The 21,566-nt window shown below is 29.6% G+C and carries 20 protein-coding genes; 11 read left to right on the top strand and 9 right to left on the bottom strand.

Annotated elements, in window-relative coordinates:
- Positions 1-62: 62 nt before the first annotated feature.
- The 4 genes from EXC51_RS03680 to nadE form a co-directional block, all read right to left on the bottom strand.
- Positions 63-1,373, bottom strand: coding sequence for an RNA-binding domain-containing protein (locus EXC51_RS03680; protein ID WP_129620569.1), 1,311 nt, complete (start codon positions 1,371-1,373; stop codon positions 63-65).
- A 606-nt stretch (positions 1,374-1,979) separates the two neighbouring features.
- Positions 1,980-2,993 (bottom strand): ZIP family metal transporter, encoded by a 1,014-nt coding sequence (locus EXC51_RS03685; RefSeq protein ID WP_165001821.1) that lies wholly within the window; start codon positions 2,991-2,993, stop codon positions 1,980-1,982.
- A 9-nt stretch (positions 2,994-3,002) separates the two neighbouring features.
- Complete coding sequence (locus EXC51_RS03690; RefSeq protein ID WP_129620570.1) at positions 3,003-3,749, bottom strand: YebC/PmpR family DNA-binding transcriptional regulator; 747 nt, start codon at positions 3,747-3,749, stop codon at positions 3,003-3,005.
- A 23-nt stretch (positions 3,750-3,772) separates the two neighbouring features.
- The gene (gene nadE / locus EXC51_RS03695; RefSeq protein ID WP_129620571.1) at positions 3,773-4,567 is read right to left on the bottom strand and encodes an NAD(+) synthase; all 795 of its coding nucleotides are present in this window, start codon (positions 4,565-4,567) and stop codon (positions 3,773-3,775) included.
- A 137-nt stretch (positions 4,568-4,704) separates the two neighbouring features.
- Here nadE and efp point away from each other — a divergent pair, with 137 nt between their 5' ends.
- The 5 genes from efp to EXC51_RS03720 all read left to right on the top strand — a co-directional run bounded on the left by efp (position 4,705) and on the right by EXC51_RS03720 (position 7,831).
- Positions 4,705-5,268: an elongation factor P gene (efp, locus tag EXC51_RS03700; RefSeq protein ID WP_129620572.1), complete on the top strand. Its 564-nt coding sequence runs from the start codon at positions 4,705-4,707 to the stop codon at positions 5,266-5,268.
- Positions 5,268-5,579, top strand: a complete 312-nt coding sequence (locus EXC51_RS03705; protein ID WP_129620573.1) for an MMB_0454 family protein — start codon at positions 5,268-5,270, stop codon at positions 5,577-5,579. Before efp ends, EXC51_RS03705 begins: the two co-directional genes overlap by 1 nt.
- 41 nt (positions 5,580-5,620) lie before the next feature.
- Positions 5,621-5,968 (top strand): hypothetical protein, encoded by a 348-nt coding sequence (locus EXC51_RS03710; RefSeq protein ID WP_129620574.1) that lies wholly within the window; start codon positions 5,621-5,623, stop codon positions 5,966-5,968.
- A 90-nt stretch (positions 5,969-6,058) separates the two neighbouring features.
- A complete protein-coding gene (locus EXC51_RS03715) occupies positions 6,059-7,117 on the top strand; it encodes a nicotinate phosphoribosyltransferase (protein WP_223211669.1) in 1,059 nt (352 codons plus the stop codon).
- Entirely contained in the window at positions 7,118-7,831 is a 714-nt protein-coding gene (locus tag EXC51_RS03720) for a pseudouridine synthase (RefSeq protein WP_129620576.1), read from the top strand.
- A 62-nt stretch (positions 7,832-7,893) separates the two neighbouring features.
- Here EXC51_RS03720 and EXC51_RS03725 read toward each other — a convergent pair whose 3' ends face one another.
- The 3 genes from EXC51_RS03725 to EXC51_RS03735 are packed head-to-tail and all read right to left on the bottom strand — an operon-like array spanning position 7,894 to position 11,865.
- Positions 7,894-8,499, bottom strand: coding sequence for a restriction endonuclease subunit S (locus EXC51_RS03725; protein WP_165001822.1), 606 nt, complete (start codon positions 8,497-8,499; stop codon positions 7,894-7,896).
- The gene (locus EXC51_RS03730; RefSeq protein ID WP_129620578.1) at positions 8,468-10,303 is read right to left on the bottom strand and encodes a restriction endonuclease subunit S; all 1,836 of its coding nucleotides are present in this window, start codon (positions 10,301-10,303) and stop codon (positions 8,468-8,470) included. The genes EXC51_RS03725 and EXC51_RS03730 overlap by 32 nt, the downstream gene beginning before the upstream one ends.
- Positions 10,303-11,865: a type I restriction-modification system subunit M gene (locus EXC51_RS03735; protein WP_165001823.1), complete on the bottom strand. Its 1,563-nt coding sequence runs from the start codon at positions 11,863-11,865 to the stop codon at positions 10,303-10,305. The genes EXC51_RS03730 and EXC51_RS03735 overlap by 1 nt, the downstream gene beginning before the upstream one ends.
- Positions 11,866-12,142: 277 nt before the next feature.
- Here EXC51_RS03735 and EXC51_RS03740 point away from each other — a divergent pair, with 277 nt between their 5' ends.
- The 5 genes from EXC51_RS03740 to dnaK all read left to right on the top strand — a co-directional run bounded on the left by EXC51_RS03740 (position 12,143) and on the right by dnaK (position 18,112).
- On the top strand, positions 12,143-13,114 hold the full coding sequence (locus EXC51_RS03740) for a DHH family phosphoesterase (RefSeq protein ID WP_129620580.1): 972 nt from the start codon (positions 12,143-12,145) through the stop codon (positions 13,112-13,114).
- Complete coding sequence (locus EXC51_RS03745; protein ID WP_129620581.1) at positions 13,114-14,085, top strand: DHH family phosphoesterase; 972 nt, start codon at positions 13,114-13,116, stop codon at positions 14,083-14,085. The genes EXC51_RS03740 and EXC51_RS03745 overlap by 1 nt, the downstream gene beginning before the upstream one ends.
- 183 nt (positions 14,086-14,268) lie before the next feature.
- Positions 14,269-15,351, top strand: coding sequence for a heat-inducible transcriptional repressor HrcA (locus EXC51_RS03750; protein ID WP_129620582.1), 1,083 nt, complete (start codon positions 14,269-14,271; stop codon positions 15,349-15,351).
- A gap of 14 nt (positions 15,352-15,365) precedes the next feature.
- Positions 15,366-16,226: a nucleotide exchange factor GrpE gene (gene grpE, locus EXC51_RS03755; protein ID WP_129620583.1), complete on the top strand. Its 861-nt coding sequence runs from the start codon at positions 15,366-15,368 to the stop codon at positions 16,224-16,226.
- A 92-nt stretch (positions 16,227-16,318) separates the two neighbouring features.
- The gene (dnaK, locus tag EXC51_RS03760) at positions 16,319-18,112 is read left to right on the top strand and encodes a molecular chaperone DnaK (protein WP_129620584.1); all 1,794 of its coding nucleotides are present in this window, start codon (positions 16,319-16,321) and stop codon (positions 18,110-18,112) included.
- Between the two features lie 45 nt (positions 18,113-18,157).
- Here the strand turns inward: dnaK and EXC51_RS03765 are convergent, their stop codons facing one another.
- Positions 18,158-19,021, bottom strand: a complete 864-nt coding sequence (locus EXC51_RS03765) for a hypothetical protein (RefSeq protein ID WP_129620585.1) — start codon at positions 19,019-19,021, stop codon at positions 18,158-18,160.
- 143 nt (positions 19,022-19,164) lie between these two features.
- Positions 19,165-20,349, bottom strand: coding sequence for a phosphoglycerate kinase (locus tag EXC51_RS03770; protein WP_129620586.1), 1,185 nt, complete (start codon positions 20,347-20,349; stop codon positions 19,165-19,167).
- Positions 20,350-20,538: 189 nt separating this feature from the next.
- On the opposite strand from EXC51_RS03770, the gene pfkA reads away from it, so the two are divergent.
- Positions 20,539-21,513 carry a 6-phosphofructokinase gene (pfkA, locus tag EXC51_RS03775; RefSeq protein WP_129620587.1) on the top strand — a complete coding sequence of 325 codons (975 nt, stop codon included), beginning with the start codon at positions 20,539-20,541 and terminating at the stop codon, positions 21,511-21,513.
- Positions 21,514-21,566: the final 53 nt, after the last annotated feature.

A 21,566-nucleotide genomic window follows, 5' to 3' on the forward strand; every position in this document is an offset into this window, starting at 1 on the left:
TTTAAAGTTAATTAAAGTAAACAAAAATACAACCTAAGTTGCATTTTCGAAATTTAAAATATCTATAAAGAAATCAATACTTCTCAAGTAGTTTTATTATTTACTTCATTTTTTTGAACACAATATTCATCTGTTAATCTTTTCAAGATTCTTTGCACTTGTCTTTGAGATAAATTAATTTGCTCTCCTATTTCTTTAGAAGAAATACTTGGATTAGCTTTAATTAAAAGCAAGATATTTCTTTCGGTTTTGTTTAATTTATATTCATTTTTTCTTAAGAATCTAAATACAAATTCTTCAGTTCTTATATCATAATCTAAATTGATATTTCCCTTTTTACATAAATTGTATGTGGCTGCAAAACCAGATGCTAAACTTTCCATTTTGTTTCAAAGAACTAGGACATTAGAAATAACATGATTTCTAACTTTGCTATTTGAAACAATTTTTGCAAAATCTTCCGGTGTTATATCATGATAGTAACTACCTGGTGTTCATATTTCTACCATTTTTTTCGAAATGTTAATTGTGTGAGAATTTATTTGTAAATAGTCTGCATGAGCAAATGAATTAACAACAATTTCTCTAATTGCTTCAAGTGGAATTTCGTATTCATGTTGTCTTTCTAATCCAACTATTGTGTATTTTGAATTTATATTATTTGTTATAAATTCAACACTATGTTCTATTAAATCAAAGATATTACCACTTTTTATTTGATAATCAGAAACAGTGTTATCATCATTTAATAATTTAAGGTATAAACGAATAGGTTCATTTTTAGAAAATAAAAGGTTTCCAGCGTTGGTTAAGTTCTTATCTTCTTTATCCATTAAATTTAATTTAATAAGAATTTCTTCGTTAGAAAGATTTTGGAATTTATCAGGTTTATTGAACTTCAAAAAATTAACAAAAGATTCAAATCTATCAGGATCTAAATCATTTACAGTAGTTTTAGCAACTGCTAATGTTTCTCAATTTGCATAATTTGTTTTAAAGAACATTTTTTGAATCTCGTTATAATCCATTTTTACATTCTTGTCAGCGACTCTTTTGTAAAAAACTCCTTTATAACAAAATACACCTTTTCCACTGAATTCTATTTTGATATATTGCTTACCATTTTCAGCATCTACTAATTTTATTTCTGGGTAAATCTTTGGTTCAATTTTTTGCTGAATGTGATTATGAATTTCTCTAATTTTTTGACTTGTAAAATCTCCGCCAATTACTTCACCATCATCTCTTACACCAAAATATAATGTACCTTTGTTATGTTTATTTAATATAGCAACAATACCTTTTAAACCATCTTCTAAATTATTTAAACTTTCCTTGAATTCAATTTGTTCATTTTCTTTTCCAATATTCATAATTACCCCTTCAATTTTCTAAATTAAATTATACAAATGTCGCCTCAAATGTCGCCTCAAATGTCGCCTCAAATGTCGCCTCAAATGTCGCCTCAAATGTCGCCTCAAATGTCGCCTCAAATGTCGCCTCAAATGTCGCCTCAAATGTCGCCTCAAATGACATGATAGGCGTGGTGATAAATCATACAATAAAATTATATTCTTTTTATAAATAAAATTAAATATAGTATTAAAAGATTATTAAGTAAATAATAAAATAATTATTCCTAATTCAAAATATTTCTCTGTGCGCAACCACGAATGTCGCCTCAAATGTCGCCTCAAATGTCGCCTCAAATGTCGCCTCAAATGTCGCCTCAAATGTCGCCTCAAATGTCGCCTCAAATGTCGCCTCAAATGTCGCCTCAAATGTCGCCTCAAATGTCGCCTTTTAGGTAGTCTATAATAAATAGTGTTGTAGATAAAATAATAATACAAATTAATATTCATTATATAAATCAGTTTATAAATAAGTATGTTATAAGTGTAAAAGGCTTATTAATGCTTAATTAATCTAAGGGATATAAATGCAAAGTAAACAAAAAATACAACCTAAGTTGTATTTTATTATCCATGGACATGGAAAATTAAAATTAATGCAGAAGTGATTATTCCTAAAAACACAAGTAAAACTGATCTTGATAAACTTTTTTTGTCAATTTTGTTGTGATAAAATTCAGGCACAAATTCAACAATTGATGTAAAGACAAACACTCCAGCAATTGCTGAAAGGAAAATTGCCTTTAAGTATCAAGCGTGATTTAAATACCCACCTATGAAAATCCCAAGCATCATGAATGGTAAAAATAAAGATAATCCTAAAAATGATAATAGAAGTGATTTTCAAGTTGAATATCCTGATTCTCTAAGACGGTAGTAAAAGACAATCTCTTCTGGAATTAAGTGGAAAATTAATGATAAAAAGTAAGTTAAAGTTAAACTAGTATTTTTACCCTCAATTAAAAGTGAAAGGTTATATCCAAGTAAAATACCTTCTGGAATTCTGTGAGTTAAAAGTAAAATTAGAGCAACAATTTTTAATTTAGCACTTACTTTATCAACAATATCGATTTGATCACTATCATTAAAAAGAAACTCAGGATGATCATGAGAATGATGTTCATCATGCGAATGATCATGCACAAAAGCTTTCATTTTTGAGTTTGCAAGCAGTTTTTTGTTGATTTTATATGCAATTACATTTTTGACAGTAAAAGCAAATAAAAGACCAACGATAAATCCGCCAAAAACTACCCCAAAATTCAGTAAGTATTGATAAGATTTAATGTTATTTAAGTTTTTGGTAGCAAGTCAAGTAGCTCCATAAGTAGTTGATACTTCAAGCGATTCACGCATGAATCCAAAAAGTGCCATTACTAAGAAAAATCCAGATGAAAAAGCATATAAATACATTTTGCTTTTTCCTGTGATTTTATTTTTTCGATGTGAAAAAATAAGTGTGATAAACACTGGGATGCAAAGGAGAATTAATAAAACAATAAAGACGATTAAAACCTTTGCTCCAGCCTCGTTAAAATTGCTATCTAGTAAAAATTCATAAAAGTCTTTTAAAAAAGTCATTAAACTTTCCTATTCTTCTGATTCTTCACTAGCAAATTGAATATTGATGTTGTGGTATACGTTTTGCACATCTTCATCATCTTCAATTTTCTTAACAAATTCTAATAATTTAGCTTCTTTTTCAGCGTCATAATCAACATACATATTTGGAATATATGTTACTTCACATTGAATGAAGTTTTCAATTTCGAAGTTAGATTCAATAGCATTTTTAAGCTCTGAAAAATTCTCCGGTAAACAAGTAACTACATATGAATTATCTGTTGTTTCGATGTTATCAGCACCATTTTCAAGTGCAATAAGCATAATTCCATCTTCATCAACAATACTTTTATCAATTTCGATAATTCCTTTTTTATCGAATGCAAAAGGAATTTGTCCTGTTTTCCCCAAAGTAGCATTTTGTTTGTTAAAAAGAGCTTGAATGTTTGATTTAACTCTATTTAAGTTATCACTAAGAGTAACTACGATAAAAGTAGCTCCACCAGAAACTGTTGCGTTAAATACAGTTTCTAAATAAGCATCCCCTTTATCTCCTTTTGCTTTAGCAATAGCTCTTTCAATGTTATCTTTAGGCATGTTTTTTGATTTAGCTTTTGAAATAGCCAATTTTAAAGCTGGGTTCATTTCAGGATCAGGTCCAAGTTTAGCTGCTACGAAAATTTCTTTTGAAAGCTTTTGGAAAATTTTTCCCCTTGCTGCATCTTGAGCCCCTTTACGGTGCGCGATATTGGCTGCGTGTGAGTGTCCTGCCATAATTATTTCTCCTTATTTTCTTATTATTTAACTTTTCTTGGTTTGTAAATTGGATCACGTTTGTGTTGTGATCTAATGTGTGCATTTTGTATTTTTGTAATTGTTTGCTTTGAAAGGTTTTTGTCAATTGCACTTAAATCATCAAGGTGATTTAAGTAAAAATCAAGATCTTGATAAGTAAAACCTAATTCATCTTCATCGGTTTGACCTTCTCATAAACCAGCTGAAGGTTTTTTATTTACAATTGAACTTGGAACTCCTAAAAGTGAAGCAATAAATTTAACTTCCCCTTTAGTTAATCTTGAAATTGGAAGTAAATCAGCACCTCCATCTCCAAATTTAGTAAAGTAACCAATAAAGGTTTCATCTTCATTATCAGTTCCTAAAACAAGTGCATTTTTTTGTTGTGCAATAGCATAAAGAGTAGTCATTCTAAGTCTTGGTTTAATATTAGCAATGGCTAATTTATTATCAAGATTGCTAATTGCTCCTTTAAGAGATTTGAAAGCATCAGTTAAATTGACTCTTTCAAAGGAATCATTAAAAGCTGTCTCTAAGTCATTAATGTGCTCTAAATCACTTTTAGTCATCTCAATAATAGGCATTACAACACCAGTTGTGTTTTCAGGGAATACACTTGAAGCAATCGCATATACAAGTGAAGAATCAATTCCTGAGCTAATTCCGACCACAAAACCTTTAGCATTTGCTTTTTTAGCTCTGTATTTTAAGAAATTCTTGATTGTTTGTACGTATTTTAAAGCAAGTTCTTTGTCATAAATTGCTTTACCATCAACATATTTTGTTATTTTACTCATGAGTAATATATAACCTTTCATTATTATAGTTCATTTTGTTAAAATATTATACTTAAAAAGTTTTAACCTAACTAAAGATTTTGTATAATTAAACTAAATTTATATATACCAAAGCAATTATAAAAACGAGGTACAAAATGATTAACGTAAACGAATTTAAACCAGGAATTACTTTCCAAGATGGTGATGATATTTTTGTTGTTTTAGAAGCACAACACTCAAAACAAGGGCGTGGACAAGCTAACGTTAAAGCTAAAGTAAAAAACTTACGTACAGGTTCAACAACTATTAAATCATATACAGGTGGAGATAAAGTAAAACCAGCTCACATTGATAAAAGAAAAATGAACTACCTTTACAACGATGGTGAAAACATTGTTTTAATGGATAATGAAACATATGAACAAGTTGAAATCCCTGTTAAAAATGTTGAATGAGAACTTAACTTTTTAAAAGATGGAAGAGAAGTGCAAATCCGTAAATATCAAGAAGAAGTTTTAGATATTGAACTTCCAGCTAACGTAGATTTAGTAGTTACAAATGCACCAGATGCTGTTAAAGGAAACACAACAACTAACCCTCAGAAAAAAGTTATTGTAGAAACTGGTTTTGAACTTGAAACTCCTATGTTTATTAAAGAAGGTGATGTGATTTTAGTATCAACAGAAACTGGAAAATACGTAGGAAAAAACAATAAATAATGAATTCAATTACTGTTTCAAATAATAAAATTTTAACTTATGTCGTAGAAGAATCAGCTCTTTTTGATTCGATTAACATTGCAATTAAACAAATTAAATATGTGCGTTTAATTGGTGATCCGCGACTAAGTTTTGATGATTCAAAATCAAATTTACAAATTTATTTAAGCATTAAAATTAACACTAAAAATGAAGGAATCGATTCATTTGATGTCCTTAAAGAAGTTGTTAGTTCAGTTGAAAAAGCTTGCTCATTTTTAATTGATCAAAAACCAATTAATGTGCAAGTGGTAGTGCTTGATAATAATTAAAAAACAAAAACTGACTTTTGAAGTCGGTTTTTTAGATAAATATGAAAAAATATCAAGACCAAATTATTGATTATGGAATTTACCGCAAGCTTTTTATTGATGATGTTAAAGAATACCTTATGCGTGTTAATAAAAAAAGCTTATTTAGCTCTTTAACAAGCAAGCAGAGGTTTGAAATTTCTAGTGAACTAACAAAATTAATTAAAGAGCTTGAAAGTCATAAAATTTCTAACGCTAACTTAGAAGCTAATCGTAATGCTTATTTAAAAAGAAAAAGAGAATATTTTTTTAAACTCAATGGTTATAAAATTATAATAATTGGACTGTTAGGGCTTATTTGCTTTATTTTAATTTTAACTTTAGTATTTTTACAAACAAATTTAGCATAGCAAAGAAAAATCAAAGCATTTTTGATTTTTCTTTGCTATTTTAATGTGCTTTGAATCTATAAAGAGAGCTAAAATCTAAAAAATGTTATAATTTATTTTACAAATAAAAGTCCAAAATTCAAAGGAATAATTATGAAACATGAAAAAACTAAATATATAGCTAGTTATTTTGAAAAAACTAAAACAATTTTAGAAAATGAAATGCCAAATAATGTAATTAAGCTTCAATTTTTCCAAAGAAAAGATGATTCTATGCTTGCAGGTATGGAAGAAGTTTTAAATTTACTTGAAGAAGTAACTGATACAAGCAAATACACTATTAGATACTTAAAAGATGGAACCATTATTAATAATTTAGATATTGTTTTAGAACTTGAAGGACACTATCAAGATTTTGGAATCTGAGAAGGAATGATTGATGGTATTTTAGCTAGAAACACCTCAATTGCAACCAATGCATATCATTGTAAAAAAGCTGCTAATGGCAAAGAAATTATTTTTATGGGCGATCGTGCTGATCATTATATTAACCAAGAAAATGATGGAAAAGCGGTTGCAATTGGTGGACTTAAAACAGTTTCAACTCAGGCGCAAAAAGCTTGAAGCAATCTCTCAGATGATGAATCAATTTTTGGAAGTATGCCCCATGTATTAATTCAAGGTTTTGGTGGTGATGTAGTTAAAGCTACCAAAGCTTTCGCAAAGCATTTTCCTAAACACAAATTAATCGCTTTGGTTGATTATCATAATGATGTTATTACTGAATCATTAAAAGTGTGAAAAGAACTTGGTGATAAGGTATGAGGAATTAGAATTGATACTTCAAAAAACATGGTTGATCATATGTTTGATAACGATGAAGAGAAACATTACGGAGTTAATCCAGAGCAAGTATTTAGACTTAGAAAAGCTCTTGATGAAGCTGGTGCTACAAAATACAAAATTGTAGTTTCTAGTGGGTTTAACCCTGAAAAAATCAAGCTTTTTGAATCCTTAAAAGTTCCAGTGGATTTTTATGGAGTAGGTCAAAGCATTTTCAAATTAAATAATTCATTTTCAGCAGATGCAACAATTCTAAATGGAGAAAAAGAAGCTAAAGAAGGCCGTTTTTATCGTGAGAACCCTAATTTAATTCTTTACAAAAAATAGATGAATAAAATTAGAATTGATAAACTTGTTTCAAGTTGTTTAAACCTTTCAAGAGCGGAAGCTAAAAAGTTAATTAGCAAAAAGAAAATACTTGTAAATAATGTATCTATTGCTCAAAGCAGTTACATTATTGATTTAGATAAAGATGAAGTTTTATATGAAAATCAAAAACTTCTTTATCAAGAATTTTTCTACTTTGTGCTAAATAAACCTTCTGGTTATATTTGTTCTTGAAATAGTGATGAAGGAGCAATTATCTTTGATCTTTTAGATCGAAAAGATCAAGCTATCAAGGATTTAAACACTTTTGGTAGATTAGATAAAGATACTACCGGGATCATTATTTTATCTAATGATGGTAAGCTAAATCACGAGCTTTTTTCAGGTAAAAAGCACGTAGATAAAACTTATTTAGCTACTTTAGATAAAAGTGTAAATATAGATGATCTACTTATCTTAGAAAAAGGTATTGATATTGGTGATGGTGAATTTACTAAGGAGTGTAAAGCAATCAAAATCAATAATAATTTAGTGCAACTTACAATTTCTGAAGGTAAATACCATCAAGTTAAAAGAATGTTTAAAGCAATTGGTTATGAAGTTATTAAGCTTCATCGAAGTGCGATTGGAAATATGAATTTAATTGATTTAAACATCTTAGAAGGAAAGTATATTCAGTTAACTAAAGAGCAAGTTTTATCTCTAATAGGCTAAAAATCATATTCAAAAATACCATTGTAATAGTGCAATGGTATTTTTAATCTTTTAATAAATTGCTATTTAGCTTGATTTTCTAGGTAGCTAAAGATTTTATCACGATAATATTGATATTGAATTTGAGTAAGCTCAATCAATTTAGGAAGCCCTAATTTTAAATCATTAACAAACTCGTGGAAAGCTTTTATTTTGTTTGATATTTCTTTTTGTTTTTGCAAAGGAATTATAGGTATATCTATATTTCTAATATCTATCGTCGATATAGCGGGAATAGCTCCGCCATCCTTGCTAACTAATAAAGAATCTATATTTTTGGTTAAGTAGAAATAGATAAATAAAGGATCATAATCTTTATAAGTTTGAATAGAAACACAAGAGTTTCCTAATCAAAATTTATCATTGATGTAGTTAGTAGCACCTGCGTTAGCGCCTCTTATTGAAATAAGAACATTTTCACCTTCTCTATTATATTCATCATGATAACCAGAATTATTTCTCCCGCCATTGTAAAATGGATAAATAAATTCTTCTGAATAATCTTGCGCTTTAACAAATTGTCCAGAACTTATCTGTGCACAATTTGAAAGTTTGATTGTTAAAGAAATTGTCGTATTGAATATAAATTCAATAATTTTAATTAATCCGCTCTCTCTCTCTCTCTCCAATACCTTTATTATCTATAATTCCAGTTTCAAGGTATTTGAAAATTGCGTCGCGATAATACTCGTATTGCTGTTGCCTTTTAACTTCTTCGGAAGGTAGACCAATGTTTAAGTCCTTACAAATAGCTTCAAAATTATCAAGAACTTTAACTATTTTTTCTTGAATTTTTAAAGAAGGTATTTCTATTTTGATATTATCGACTACATTGCTCATTAATTTAGCATTAGCTAAATCTCTTTTTACATATTTTTGAGCATTTATGGATAATCAGTAGTAAAGGTATTTTGATTTTAATATATTTATATCAGGAATTATCAATCCACAAACATTAGTAATGCTAAATTTACCATTTCTATAAAAGACTGTGCCAGCTTTTGCTCCATCAGTTGTTCAGGTTACAAATTCTCCATCAAAGTCAAATGTATCTATTTTACCAAGCTGTCCATCATTTTCAGTTTGAGATGAATACACTGGATATATTCCTTTATTTTGCTCTATTTCGTTTTTGCTGATAACTCTTCCTCTTTTTAATTGACATACTTTTCCGATAGTGGTAGATAAGTAAAAATTATCAAAAATAAATGAAAGAATTTTAGTTAATCCGCTCTCTCTCTCTCCAATACCTTTATCATCTATAATTCCAGTTTCAAGGTATTTGAAGATTGCATCACGATAAAAATCATATTGCTGTTGTCTTTTAGCTTCTTCAGCAGGAAGACCAATATTTAAGTCTTTACAAATAGCTTCAAAGTTATCAAGAACTTTCACTATTTTTTCTTGAGTTCGAATTGAAGGGATTAAAATTGTTAATGAAGATAAAGATGTCTTTTTGAGCCCCGGTATTCCACTGCCTTGAACCAAATTGAATATTTTATCTTGATTAGATTTTAAATAGAAAAATAAGAATCTATTCAATATCTGTTTAGAAGTGACTTTTAATGAATAACAATGGGATCCTTGGTAAAAATCTTCATACATTCATTGAACATAACCAGCATTTGATCCGCCTTGACTTACAATGATTGTATTTTTAATATTATTAAAGTTTTTAGCGTTAGAACTTCTGTTAATACCACCATTCATATATGGATATAAACCATTTTCTGAAAGATCTTCTTTAGAAGGTTGTTTACCAATATTTATTTCTGTGATTTCGCTTAATTTTTTGCTAAAAAAATTAATGTCGTTTAACAAATTGTTATTTGATAACAATTTGTCTCTATAAAATTTATATTGCTCGTCCCTCGCCTTCAGCTCCGCCTTCAGCTCCGCTGAATACTCGGTAAATTTGTCAAGAATTTCAACTATTTTGTTTTGAACCTCCATATTAGGTACAAAAATAGGTGTTTTTTTAAAATCCTTTATGTCAACTCTTGGGAATGTAGATGTTTGCAAATCTTTTTTTAGTTTTTCAGCCAAATTTTTAAAGTAGAAAAACATAAATTTAATATTTATTAAATTAATTAATTGCTCTTTAACTTGAAAAACATGAAACTGTTGGTTACAAATAAAATCATTTTTAATTAAAGCAATCTCTCCGATTGTTGCTGTTGTGGACATAATTAAAGAATTGGATTTGAACAAAGTTCTAACTCCTTTAATAGACACTTTTTCAATGGAGTTATGTAGAACATCGCCGTTTTCTCTAATATCTTTAAGTGTGAATCAATTAATATCCCCCTCTTTTCAAAACTCTTTATTTGATTTAAGAGGAGTATATCCGTTTTTAATATCAAAAATATCTTCTATTTTATAGAAAGAATTGTTGCCTTTATATTGAAAGAGCAATTTCTCAAAAAAATTCATTACTCTTCTCCTTCAAGTTCAAAAATGATTTTATCGATTTCACTACGTAAAACAGCTTGACGAGCAACAATTTCTTTAAGTTCTGCATTAAGTTTTTTGATATCAATAACTTCTTTTGTATCTTCTTTTTCAACATATGAATTTACAGAAAGGTTGTAATCATTATCTCTAATTTGGTCATATGAAGCCACTTTAACAAAGTTTTGTAAGTCTTTTCTTTTGTTGTATAAATCTAAAATATGTGCGATATTTTCGTCTGTAAGTTTGTTTTTATTAGATTTTTTAACAAAGAAACTTGATGCATCGATAAATGTGACATCAGTATCTTTTCTGTTCTTTTTAAGCACTAAAATGCAAGTTGCAATTTCTGGTCCAAAAAATAAATTCTCTGGGAGTTGAATGATTGAATCAACAAAATTATTATTAATTAAATACTTACGAATTTTTTGCTCAGCCTTGCCACGATACATAATTCCAGGAAAACAAACAATGGCAGCTGTTCCTTCTGGGGATAAGTTGTTTAGAGCATGGAGTATAAAAGCTCAATCAGCTTTTGAACTAGGAGCAAGCACCCCAGGACCAGTGAAACGTGGATCATTAATTAAAGTTTTATCATTTTTTTTATTTCAACTAATTGAATATGGAGGGTTAGAAACAATTACATCAAAGAATGTATTTCATTCTTTTGGATTTGTTAAAGTATCATCGCAGTAAATGTGAAACTTATCAAAATCCATATCATGAAGGAACATGTTCATTCTACAAAGGTTGAATGTTGTAACGTTAATTTCTTGTCCAAAAACACCACTTGTGATATTTTTAGCACCTAAAATCTTAACTGCTTGTAAAAGAAGTGAACCTGAACCAGCACACATATCGTAAACATTTTTAATATGCTTTTTATCTCCAATTGCTAATTTCACAAGCAAGTTACTTACTTCTTGAGGTGTAAAGTATTCACCACCACTTTTACCTGCATTTGATGCATACATACCCATTAAATATTCATAAGCATCACCGAATACATCAATTGAATTATCTTTTAAGTTTCCAAGGTTCATGCTTTGGACACCTTTTAAAAGCTTCACAAGTTTGTTGTTTCTTTTTGGAACTGTATCACCTAATTTGTTACTATTTACATCAAAATCTTGGAAAAGACCCTTAAAATCATCTTCGCTATCTTTTCCTCTTGAAGAGTGTTCAATTGAATCGAAAATTCTTTTTAAAGTTTCATTTAAGTTTTCATCATATTCTGCGTTTTTAACAACATTAACAAAAAGATCTTTGCTTTCAATGAAAAACCCTATTTCTTTTGCTATTTCATTTTTAGTTTCTTCATGAATTACTCCTTGATATTTTTCATAATCAAAATCTGTATCACCAGCTTCAGCTTGTCTGTTGTTAAATTCTCTGACCATTTTTCCAGAAAGAAAACGATAAAACATTGCGCCAAGGACGTAGTTTTTAAAGTCTCACCCATCAACGCTTCCTCTAAGTTCATCAGCTATTTTTCAAATACTTGTATGTAATTCGTTTCTTTCTAATTCTTTTTTGTTATCCATAATACACTCCTAATTTTTCATATTTTTCAGCAATTTTTATTTCTCTATTTAAAATTTTATCTTATTTATTTGATTGATACTTGTAAATGAAATTTTTATTTCAAATTTGTGTTTTAGCAAGTTTTGTAAGATCAAAACAAAATGATTTTGTATTAAATTTCAGCCTTAAAATAAATATTGAAAGGTCAAGAATTTAGTAAAATTTTAATAGATTGATTAACTCTTTAAGTTAATTATTTTTATTATCAAAATTAAAGAATTTAGAAAGGTGTTTTTTATGATAATTGGTAACGCACAAGTTGCTATTGATGCAATTAAAAAATATGACAATATTGTTATTTTCCATCACATCCGTCCTGATGGAGATTGTCTTGGTTCTCAAGCTGGACTTGCTGAACTTATTAAAACCAACTTCCCAGATAAAAAAGTGTTTAAAGTAGGTGATGCACAAGGTTCATTCCCATTTATGAATTTTGAATTTGACAAAATCGAAGATGTTGATTTTACTAATTCGCTTGGAATTGTTGTTGATGCTTCTTCAGGTGATAGAATTGAATGCGCAGAGCTTTTATACGAAAATAAAACAACTGCCAAATTAAGAATTGACCACCATCCAAATGATAGTGATATTAAATATGACTATCTTTGAGTCGATGAATATTATGCTGCTGCAGCTGAAATGATTGCTAAAATTGCTTATGAAGGTAAAATGAAAGTCACTAAAGAAGCTGCTAGCTACATTTACCTCGGAATAAACACAGATAGCGGAAGATTCTTATATCCTGAAACTTCAGCTAGAACTCATGAACTTGTGGCTTTTTTAATGAAAGAAGCTAACTTCCATCCTAAAGAAATTCTTAGAGAAATGTCAAAAAGAACTTCAAAACAAATTAAATTTATCGGAAACATTTTAAGTGGATTTAAAAAAGATGGAAGAGTTTTATATTATGAAATTACTCAAGATGTTTTAGATAAATTTGGATATAACTCATTTGAAGCCGCACAATTTGTTAATGAAATTGGAAACATTGAAGATAATTCTTGTTGAGCTTTATTTGTTCAGCTTGAAGATGGAAATGTTCGTGGTAGATTACGTTCAAATGGACCACTTGTAAATAAAGTAGCTCGTTTATACAATGGTGGTGGACATGACAATGCTGCTGGAATTACACTTTCTAGCTGAGATCAAGTTAGTGATGTTCTTAAAAACTTAAACGAAGAAATTGTAAGATTTGAGGCGGAAAAATAATGCAAATTGGATCATTAAAAGAAGTAACAGAAAAACTTTTAAAATATGATAGCATTGTTATTTTCCACCACATCCGTCCTGATGGAGATTGTCTTGGTTCTCAATTCGGACTTAAAGAACTTCTTGAAACTAACTTTCCAAATAAGAAAGTTTATGCTATTGGTGATGCTAAAAACTCATTTGGATTTTTAAATTTAGTTCATGATGAAATTCCAAGCAAAGAAATTCTTAAAAATTCACTTGGAGTTATTGTTGATGCTAACTTTAAAGATAGAATTGAGTGCCGTGAGGTTCTTGATGCAAATCTTTTCCCAGAAACAATTAGAATTGATCATCATCCAAACGAAGATGATTTAGATAATTGCACTCGTTGGGTAGATAGTTCATATGTAGCAGCTGATGAAATGGTTACTGAAATTGCATACGAAAATAATTGAAGAATCACTCCAAAAGCTGCAAATTTACTTTATCTTGGAATTAACACAGATAGTGGAAGATTTTTATATAACAACACAACAAGTAGAACTTTAAGACTTGCTGCTCATTTATATGAAAATGGACTTGATACTGATTTAATTCACCAAAGCTTGGCTAAAACTAGTTTAAACGATTTACAGTTCCAATCTTGAATTATGAGTACCCTTAAAACTCGTGATTCAGTTGCTTATATTCAAAATGATTTAGCAACTACTTTAAAAATGGGTAAAACACCTCAAACTTCAGTAAGACCTAACTTAATTGCTAACATTGATGGATATCCAATTTGAGTTCAATTCACTGAAGAAGAGGGTGGAAAAATTAGAGTTGAGTTCCGTTCAAATGGACCAATTGTTCGTAATGTTGCGGTTAAATGAGGTGGTGGAGGACATGAAAGAGCCTCTGGATGTATGCTTGATAGCTTTGCTGATGTTGAAGCAGTTATTGATGATTGTGCTAGCGAAGTTAGAAGATACAATGCTGAAAAAAAATAATTAATCTACTTTAAAAACTATGCTAAAACTAGCATGGTTTTTTGTTACTTTTTGCACCTTTAAGATCTTAAATAAATGTTACTTACAAAATTTTTGAACGGCAAAAAAAGCTTCCAACATTTAAAATTTAGCAAATAAAAAATTATTTTGCTAAATTTGCTAGTTAATGCTATAATAATAAATATGAAAATAAGTAATGCAAGTGCTAAAAAAATGTACACCCAAATTAATGATCAATTAAGGCTCACTGAAGAATATGAAAACATCCTTAAAAGAACAGTGGAGATTTTCATTGAAGAAGGTGAAGTTGTAAGTAGCTCATTAATACTTAAAAAAAGTAAAGGTTTAATTAATTCTTCTAGTGCTAAAATTCGCTACCAAATGAGCGATTTAGAGCTTGAAGAGTACTTAGAAAAAAGCCACTCTTCAGCTGGTAGAAAGCCAACAATCAAAGGGATTGATTATTATTCTAAGTTTCTTCTTGATTCAGATAAAAATAAATGAATTAAAAAAATAGAAGAAGAAATTAAGCAAAAGTTTGCTCAAAAAAAAGGAGAAATTGAGCAAACTGTTGATAAAGCAGCTGAAGTGATTTCGGAAATAACCGGAATTACCCTTGTTACTACTAACGTTAACATTAATGAAGAAGAAACAATGAAAGGACTCGAATTAATTCCGCTTTCAGAATCATCAGCTACTATTGTAATGGTGGTGTCAAGTGGAAAAGTGCATTCAAAAATCTTAAATTTTAATTCTAATGAAATTTCAATTTCGGATTTAAAAATAGCGGTAAATATTTTTAAAGAACGTTTAATAGATACTAAAATTTGTGATTTAATTACTAAAACTGACTTGCTTAGAGAACCGCTTTCGCAAGCAGTGCAAAATTATCAAAATGTTTTAGAATCATTTGTCAACCAAGTTTTTAAAGGAATTATCCAAGAAAATACTCAAAATAAAATCTATGGAAAAAACAACATCATTTTAAATCGTGATATTAACCGCCAGGAGCTAGTTAAATTGATTGATTTAATTGAAAATTATTCAGTTTGAGAAGATATTAATGCAAAACATAAAACTAATGAAACTACTAAAATTAATGTTAACGATTCAACAGCACTTATTTCTAAGAAAATTGATTCGCAAAAATATCACATTGCCGAAATTTCAGCAGTAGGTACTAATACTAAAAACTTACCTAAAATGAAAGTAGCAATTGCATTGCTTGAAGATTTTTTAAATACTAGTGAAGATAAAAATAAATAAAGAGGTTAAATTTTATGTTTAATAGAAATAATAAAGAACACTTAAAAATCGGAGATAAACTTAGTGGTTATTTTGAAATGCTTGCAAATGGCGAAGTTATTTCAAAATACAGTGGTGAAAAACAAATTGAACTTGGTAAAGATGAATATTTACCAAAATTCGACAAGTTATTAGTAAATCGTAAGATATATAAAAATATGGAAGTAAAATTTACCTTTCCAAAAAATTATGAAGATGAGCTTGTAGCTGGTAAAAGTGTTATTATCACAATTATTGACTTAAAAGTGTCTCATAAAAAGCACTTTGAAATGAAAATTAATGAAAAAGATGAAAAAGTTGCTGAGCTTGAAAAAGAACTTGCTAAAGTTCAAAGTCAATTAGTGATTAAAGAAAAAGAACTTATGCTTCAAGCAGAAGCATTCAAAAGAAAAGCTGAAGAATTTCAATCACTTGCTAAAGCGCAACTTGATCAAGAAATTGAAAAAAGAGTTGCTAAATATGAAGCAGAAAAAAAAGAAGCAAAAAAATACGCTTTAGTTTCTTTTGTGGAAGATTTAATGGAACCATTTAACAACTTTGTGCTTGCAGCTAAATCTGGTGAAAATAGTGATGATATCACTCTTAGAAACTATTGCATTGGATTTGACATTGTAAAACGTCAATTTGAAAATGTATTTGCTAATAATGATGTTACAGTTATTTATCCTGAAGTTGGGCAAAGTTTTAATGCACATGAACAAGAAGCTATTGACGTGGTAGAAAATAGCAACTTAGCAAATGAAGAAATTGTTAAGGTAGTTCGTTTTGGTGTTAAAGTTGGTGATAGAGTGGTAAAACCAGCTACAGTAATTATTAATAAAAATTTAGCAAATTAATTATGAGATTGCTAAAATTATGATATAATAATTAATATATAAAAAATAAATTTAGATTTTATGCACATTTATTTGTGCTAAAAGGAGTGAAAATGGCTAAAGAAATTATTTTAGGAATTGACCTTGGAACAACAAACTCTGTTGTTTCTGTTATAGAAGACAAAAACCCTGTTGTTTTAGAAAACCCAAATGGAAAAAGAACAACACCTTCTGTAGTAAGTTTTAAAAATGGTGAAATTGTAGTTGGAGAAGTTGCCAAAAGACAAGTTGAAACAAATCCAAATACAATCGTTTCAATTAAAAGATTAATAGGAACAAACCAAACTGTAAAAGCTAACGGAAAAGAATACAAACCAGAAGAAATTTCAGCAATGATTTTATCTTACATGAAAGAATATGCTGAGAAAAAACTTGGACAAAAAGTATCAAAAGCTGTTATTACAGTTCCTGCTTACTTTGATAATGCTCAACGTGAAGCTACAAAAATCGCTGGTAAAATCGCTGGTTTAGATGTTTTACGTATTATTAACGAACCTACAGCTGCTGCTCTTGCTTTCGGACTTGATAAAACAGAAAAATCAATGAAAGTATTAGTATATGACCTTGGGGGAGGAACATTTGACGTTTCTGTGTTAGAACTCGAAGATGGAACATTTGAAGTTCTTTCAACAAGCGGTGATAACCACCTTGGGGGAGATGATTGAGATAATGAAATTGTAAAATGAATGATTAAAGAAATCAAAGAAAAATACAATTTCGATGCTTCAAATGACAAAATGGCTATGGCTCGTTTAAAAGAAACAGCTGAAAAAGCTAAAATCGACCTTTCAAGTCAATCAGTTGCTTCAATTAACTTACCTTTCCTTGCTGTAACAGCAGATGGACCAGTTAACGTTGAACTTGAATTAAAACGTAGCGAATTTGAATCAATGACAGCTTACTTACTTGATAGAACAAGAAAACCTATTGAAGATGCTCTTAAAGAAGCTAACATTACAGCAAATGATCTTCATGAAGTATTACTTGTTGGTGGAAGTACAAGAATGCCAGCTGTTCAAGAAATGGTAAAAAGAACATTAGGAAAAGAACCTAACCGTTCAATTAACCCTGATGAAGTTGTTTCAATTGGTGCTGCAATTCAAGGTGCTGTGCTTGCAGGCGATATTGATGATATCTTACTTTTAGATGTTACACCTTTAACACTTGGAATTGAAACTCTTGGAGGAGTTGCAACACCTCTTATCCCTAGAAACACAACAATTCCTGTAACAAAAAGTCAAGTATTCTCAACAGCTGCTGATAATCAAACTGAAGTAACAATTAGTGTTGTTCAAGGTGAAAGACAAATGGCTGCTGATAACAAAAGACTTGGTAACTTCAACCTTTCAGGAATTGAACCAGCTCCTAGAGGAATTCCTCAAATCGAAGTTAGTTTCTCAATTGATGTTAACGGAATTACAACTGTAACTGCTAAAGACTTAAAAACAAACAAAGAACAAAAAATTACAATTGAAAATTCTTCAAAACTTTCAGAAGAAGAAATTAACAAAATGATTAAAGAAGCTGAAGCTAACAAAGAAGCTGATAGAAAAAGAAAAGAAGAAGTTGAAACAATTGTTAGAGCTGAATCTCTTGTTGATCAAATTGAAAAAGCAAACCGTGAACAAGGTGATAAATTAGATGCTAAAGCTAAAGAAGAATCAGAAAAATTAGTAAATGAACTTAAAGATTTAATTGCTAAAAAAGATATTGAAGCTTTAAAAGCAAAACTTGAACAAGTTGAAAACATCATGAAAAACTTCGCTAACTATGCTGCTCAACAACAACATGGATCATCAAATTCAAATGCTGAAGAAGATGTAGCTGAAGTTGTAGATGAAAAATAATGAAACAAAAAATGCAGAGCAATCTGCATTTTTCTTTTGCCTTTATTAGATAATGCTTGCAATGTGATCTAAAATATAATTGCAACCTTCTAGACAAGTTGTTTTAATATTTCTAGATCCATGAGTAGTTCCACCATCGTCATGATTTTCAGCTATTTTTTGAGCTTCATTGGCAATTTTGCTAAGTTTCTCTTCATCAAATCCACCTCTTTTCATAAAAACTTTTGCTGTATCTTGAAAATTCAAAAATAATTGTGAATAATTAAATCCTGATGAATAACCATCTTTTCCAATAATTGTTTTTTTAATATCTTCAAGGATAGTTCTTTGAAGAAGTTTAATTTTATTTTTTAATTCATCACCATTTGACATTGAATTAATTTCTGCTTTATCAGTGTCGATCATTTTTTGAATTTCTGCATCTGATAGAAGTTCTCTTTCTGGTTCCTCTGAAAAATCATCAATAATAGCATTTCCTTGCTGATCTAATTTAACTTTTGTAACTTTTGGTACTCAAATATTTTTAGCTTGTTTATAAAAATAATCAATTAAATATAACGCGTATGATTTAAGTTCATCTAAGTTATTTACATTCATTCAACCAATATAATCTTTCTCACGTAATAAAACTGCTTCATTACCAGATTGATTATTATCTGATGAAGTTCCTTTGCTAGGATTGTTTTGGTTTAATGAACTTGAATTACTTTCATCATTAGTTTGATTTGATTCGGAAGTATCGCTACTATTTTGACTTCCGCTTTGACTTGTGTTTTGTTTAGGTTCTTCTTGTTTTGGCACCTCATTTGCATTTGTAGTTGCTGTTTTTGGGTCATTACATGCAATCATCATTAAAGGTGCTAAAGGAAAAGTTAAAGCAGCTCCTAAAAGCATTCATTTTTTCTTCATTTGCATCCCTCCATACTTTAATTTTAAAACTTTCATTTTTAAATTATGAATTTATTGAATTTTGACTGCATTTAGGGGCTAAAAGGTGGAAAATTGCAAAAAAACTCACACAAAAAGTGTGAGTAAAACCATAATTTTAGTTTTTATTTATCTGAAACAGCTTCAACACCTGGTAATTTAACACCTTGAAGTAATTCAAGTGATGCTCCACCACCTGTTGAAACGTGTGAGAATTTATCTTCCATTCCTAATTTTTCAACAGCAGCAACACTATCACCACCACCTACAACTGAATAACAGTTTTGAAGTGCAGCGATTGCTTTACATACTGCTAATGTACCGTTTTTGTAATGTTCAAATTCTGTAACACCCATAGGTCCGTTTCACACAACTGTTTTTGCTCCTTCAAGAGTTTTTTCAAATAAAGCAATTGTTTTAGGACCAACATCAAGACCCATAAATCCATCTTGAACTTCACCATCTTGAATTGAAGGTTCAACATCTGCAAAACTTGTTGCACAAGCATGATCAACTGGAAGCACAACTTTATCACCATATTTTGCTAAGAAGTTTTTAGCAAGTTCTAAGTAATCATCTTCAACAAGTGATGTTCCAACATTTTTACCTTGAGCTTTTAAGAATGTGTAAGCCATAGCTCCACCAATGATCATTTTATCAGCGATTTTTACTAAGTTTTCTAATACTTGAATTTTATCTGAAACTTTAGCTCCACCAATGATAGCAACATAAGGGTGCTCTGGGTTTTCAATAGCTTTGCTAAGTGATGATACTTCTTTTTCCATTAAGTATCCAAGTGCGCTTTCAGCAATGTTAGATGAAATTCCAACGTTTGAAGCGTGAGCACGGTGTGCTGTACCAAAAGCGTCATTAATAAATACATCACCTAAACTTGCTCAGTATTTTCCAAGTTCTGGGTTGTTTTTACTTTCTGCTTTACCATTTAAGTCTTCATAACGTGTGTTTTGCACTAATAAAACATCACCATTGTTCATTGAGTTAATTGCGTTTTCAAGAACTTCTCCACGTGTTACTTCAACAAATTTAACTGGCGTACCTAATTGATGTGCAAGTTCAACAGCAACTGGTTTTAAATCTCTTTTTGGTAAATCAGCTTCTTCTTTAACTCTACCAAGGTGTGAGAATAAAATAGCTTTTCCACCATCATTAATAATTTTTTGGATTGTTGGAAGAGCAGCTTTAATTCTTTTTACAGAAGTAATAACACCATCTTTAACTGGCACGTTAAAGTCAACTCTAACTAAAACTTTTTTTCCTTTAAGGATTAAGTCGTTAATTGTTTTTTTCATAAAAACCTTTCATTTGTTTATATCTTAAAAGTTTGTTATTACATAAATGTAATAACTTTATATTTGTAATTATTTTACTATAATTTAAGCAAGTAAAAATCAAAATAATCAATTAAAAAAATTGTTTTTTATCAAAAAATAATAAAATAATATAACTTACAAAAAGTTAAATTTTAGGAAGGAATTTTAATGCGTAAAATTGCTATTTTAACATCTGGTGGTGATGCACCAGGAATGAACCCAGCTCTTAGAGCAATTGCTAAAAGTGCTAAAGCAAATGGGCTAGAGCCATATGTAGTTTTTGAAGGGTACAAAGGTTTATATAATGACCAAATTAAAAAAGCTGATGAGCTTGATCTTGATTACTTTTTATCTCAAGGTGGAACATGCATTTATTCAGCTCGTTTCCCTGAATTTAAAAACCCAGAAGTACGTGCTAAAGCTATTGAAAACTTAAATAAACACGGAATTGAAGCACTTGTAGTTATTGGTGGAGATGGAAGCTACATGGGTGCTCAATTACTTCATGAAGCTGGAGTTAAAACAATTGGACTTCCAGGAACAATTGACAATGATATTAAATCAAGTGATTACACAATTGGATACGATACAGCTTTAAATACAGTTGTTGAAGCTATTGATAGAATTAGAGATACAGCAAGAAGTCACCAAAGAATTATGGTAGTTGAAATTATGGGTAATAACTGTGGTGATTTAGCGCTTTTTTCAGGACTTGCAACAGGAGCTGAGATTATTTCAACAAGTGAAGCTAAATTAAGCGAAGAAGAAATTATTAATGCAGCATATGAACTTAGCAAGCAACCAGGAAGAAGAAGTGTAATTGTTGCTGTTTCAGAGAAGCTTTATGATATTAAAAAGCTTGCTGAAAGAATCCAAGAAAAAACAGGATGAGAAACTCGTTCAAACCCACTTAACCACATTCAAAGAGGTGGTCGTCCAACTGCTCAAGAAAGAATTTGAGCTTCATTAATGGGTATGAAAGCTGTTGAAAAACTTCTTAATGGAGAATCAGGACTTGCAATTGGAATTTCAAAAGGTGATGTAGTAGCTATTCCGATTTTAGAAGCTTTAAAAATGGAATCAGATGCTAAAGAAAAAGTTATCAAAAAAGCTGAAAAATTCAATACTTTAAATAGATTTTAATACTAGTTGTGATGCAATTAATGCATCACAATTTTTTATTAGATTCACCCATT

Source organism: Mycoplasmopsis gallinacea (genome assembly GCF_900660495.1).
Lineage (GTDB): Bacteria > Bacillota_I > Bacilli_A > Mycoplasmatales > Metamycoplasmataceae > Mycoplasmopsis > Mycoplasmopsis gallinacea.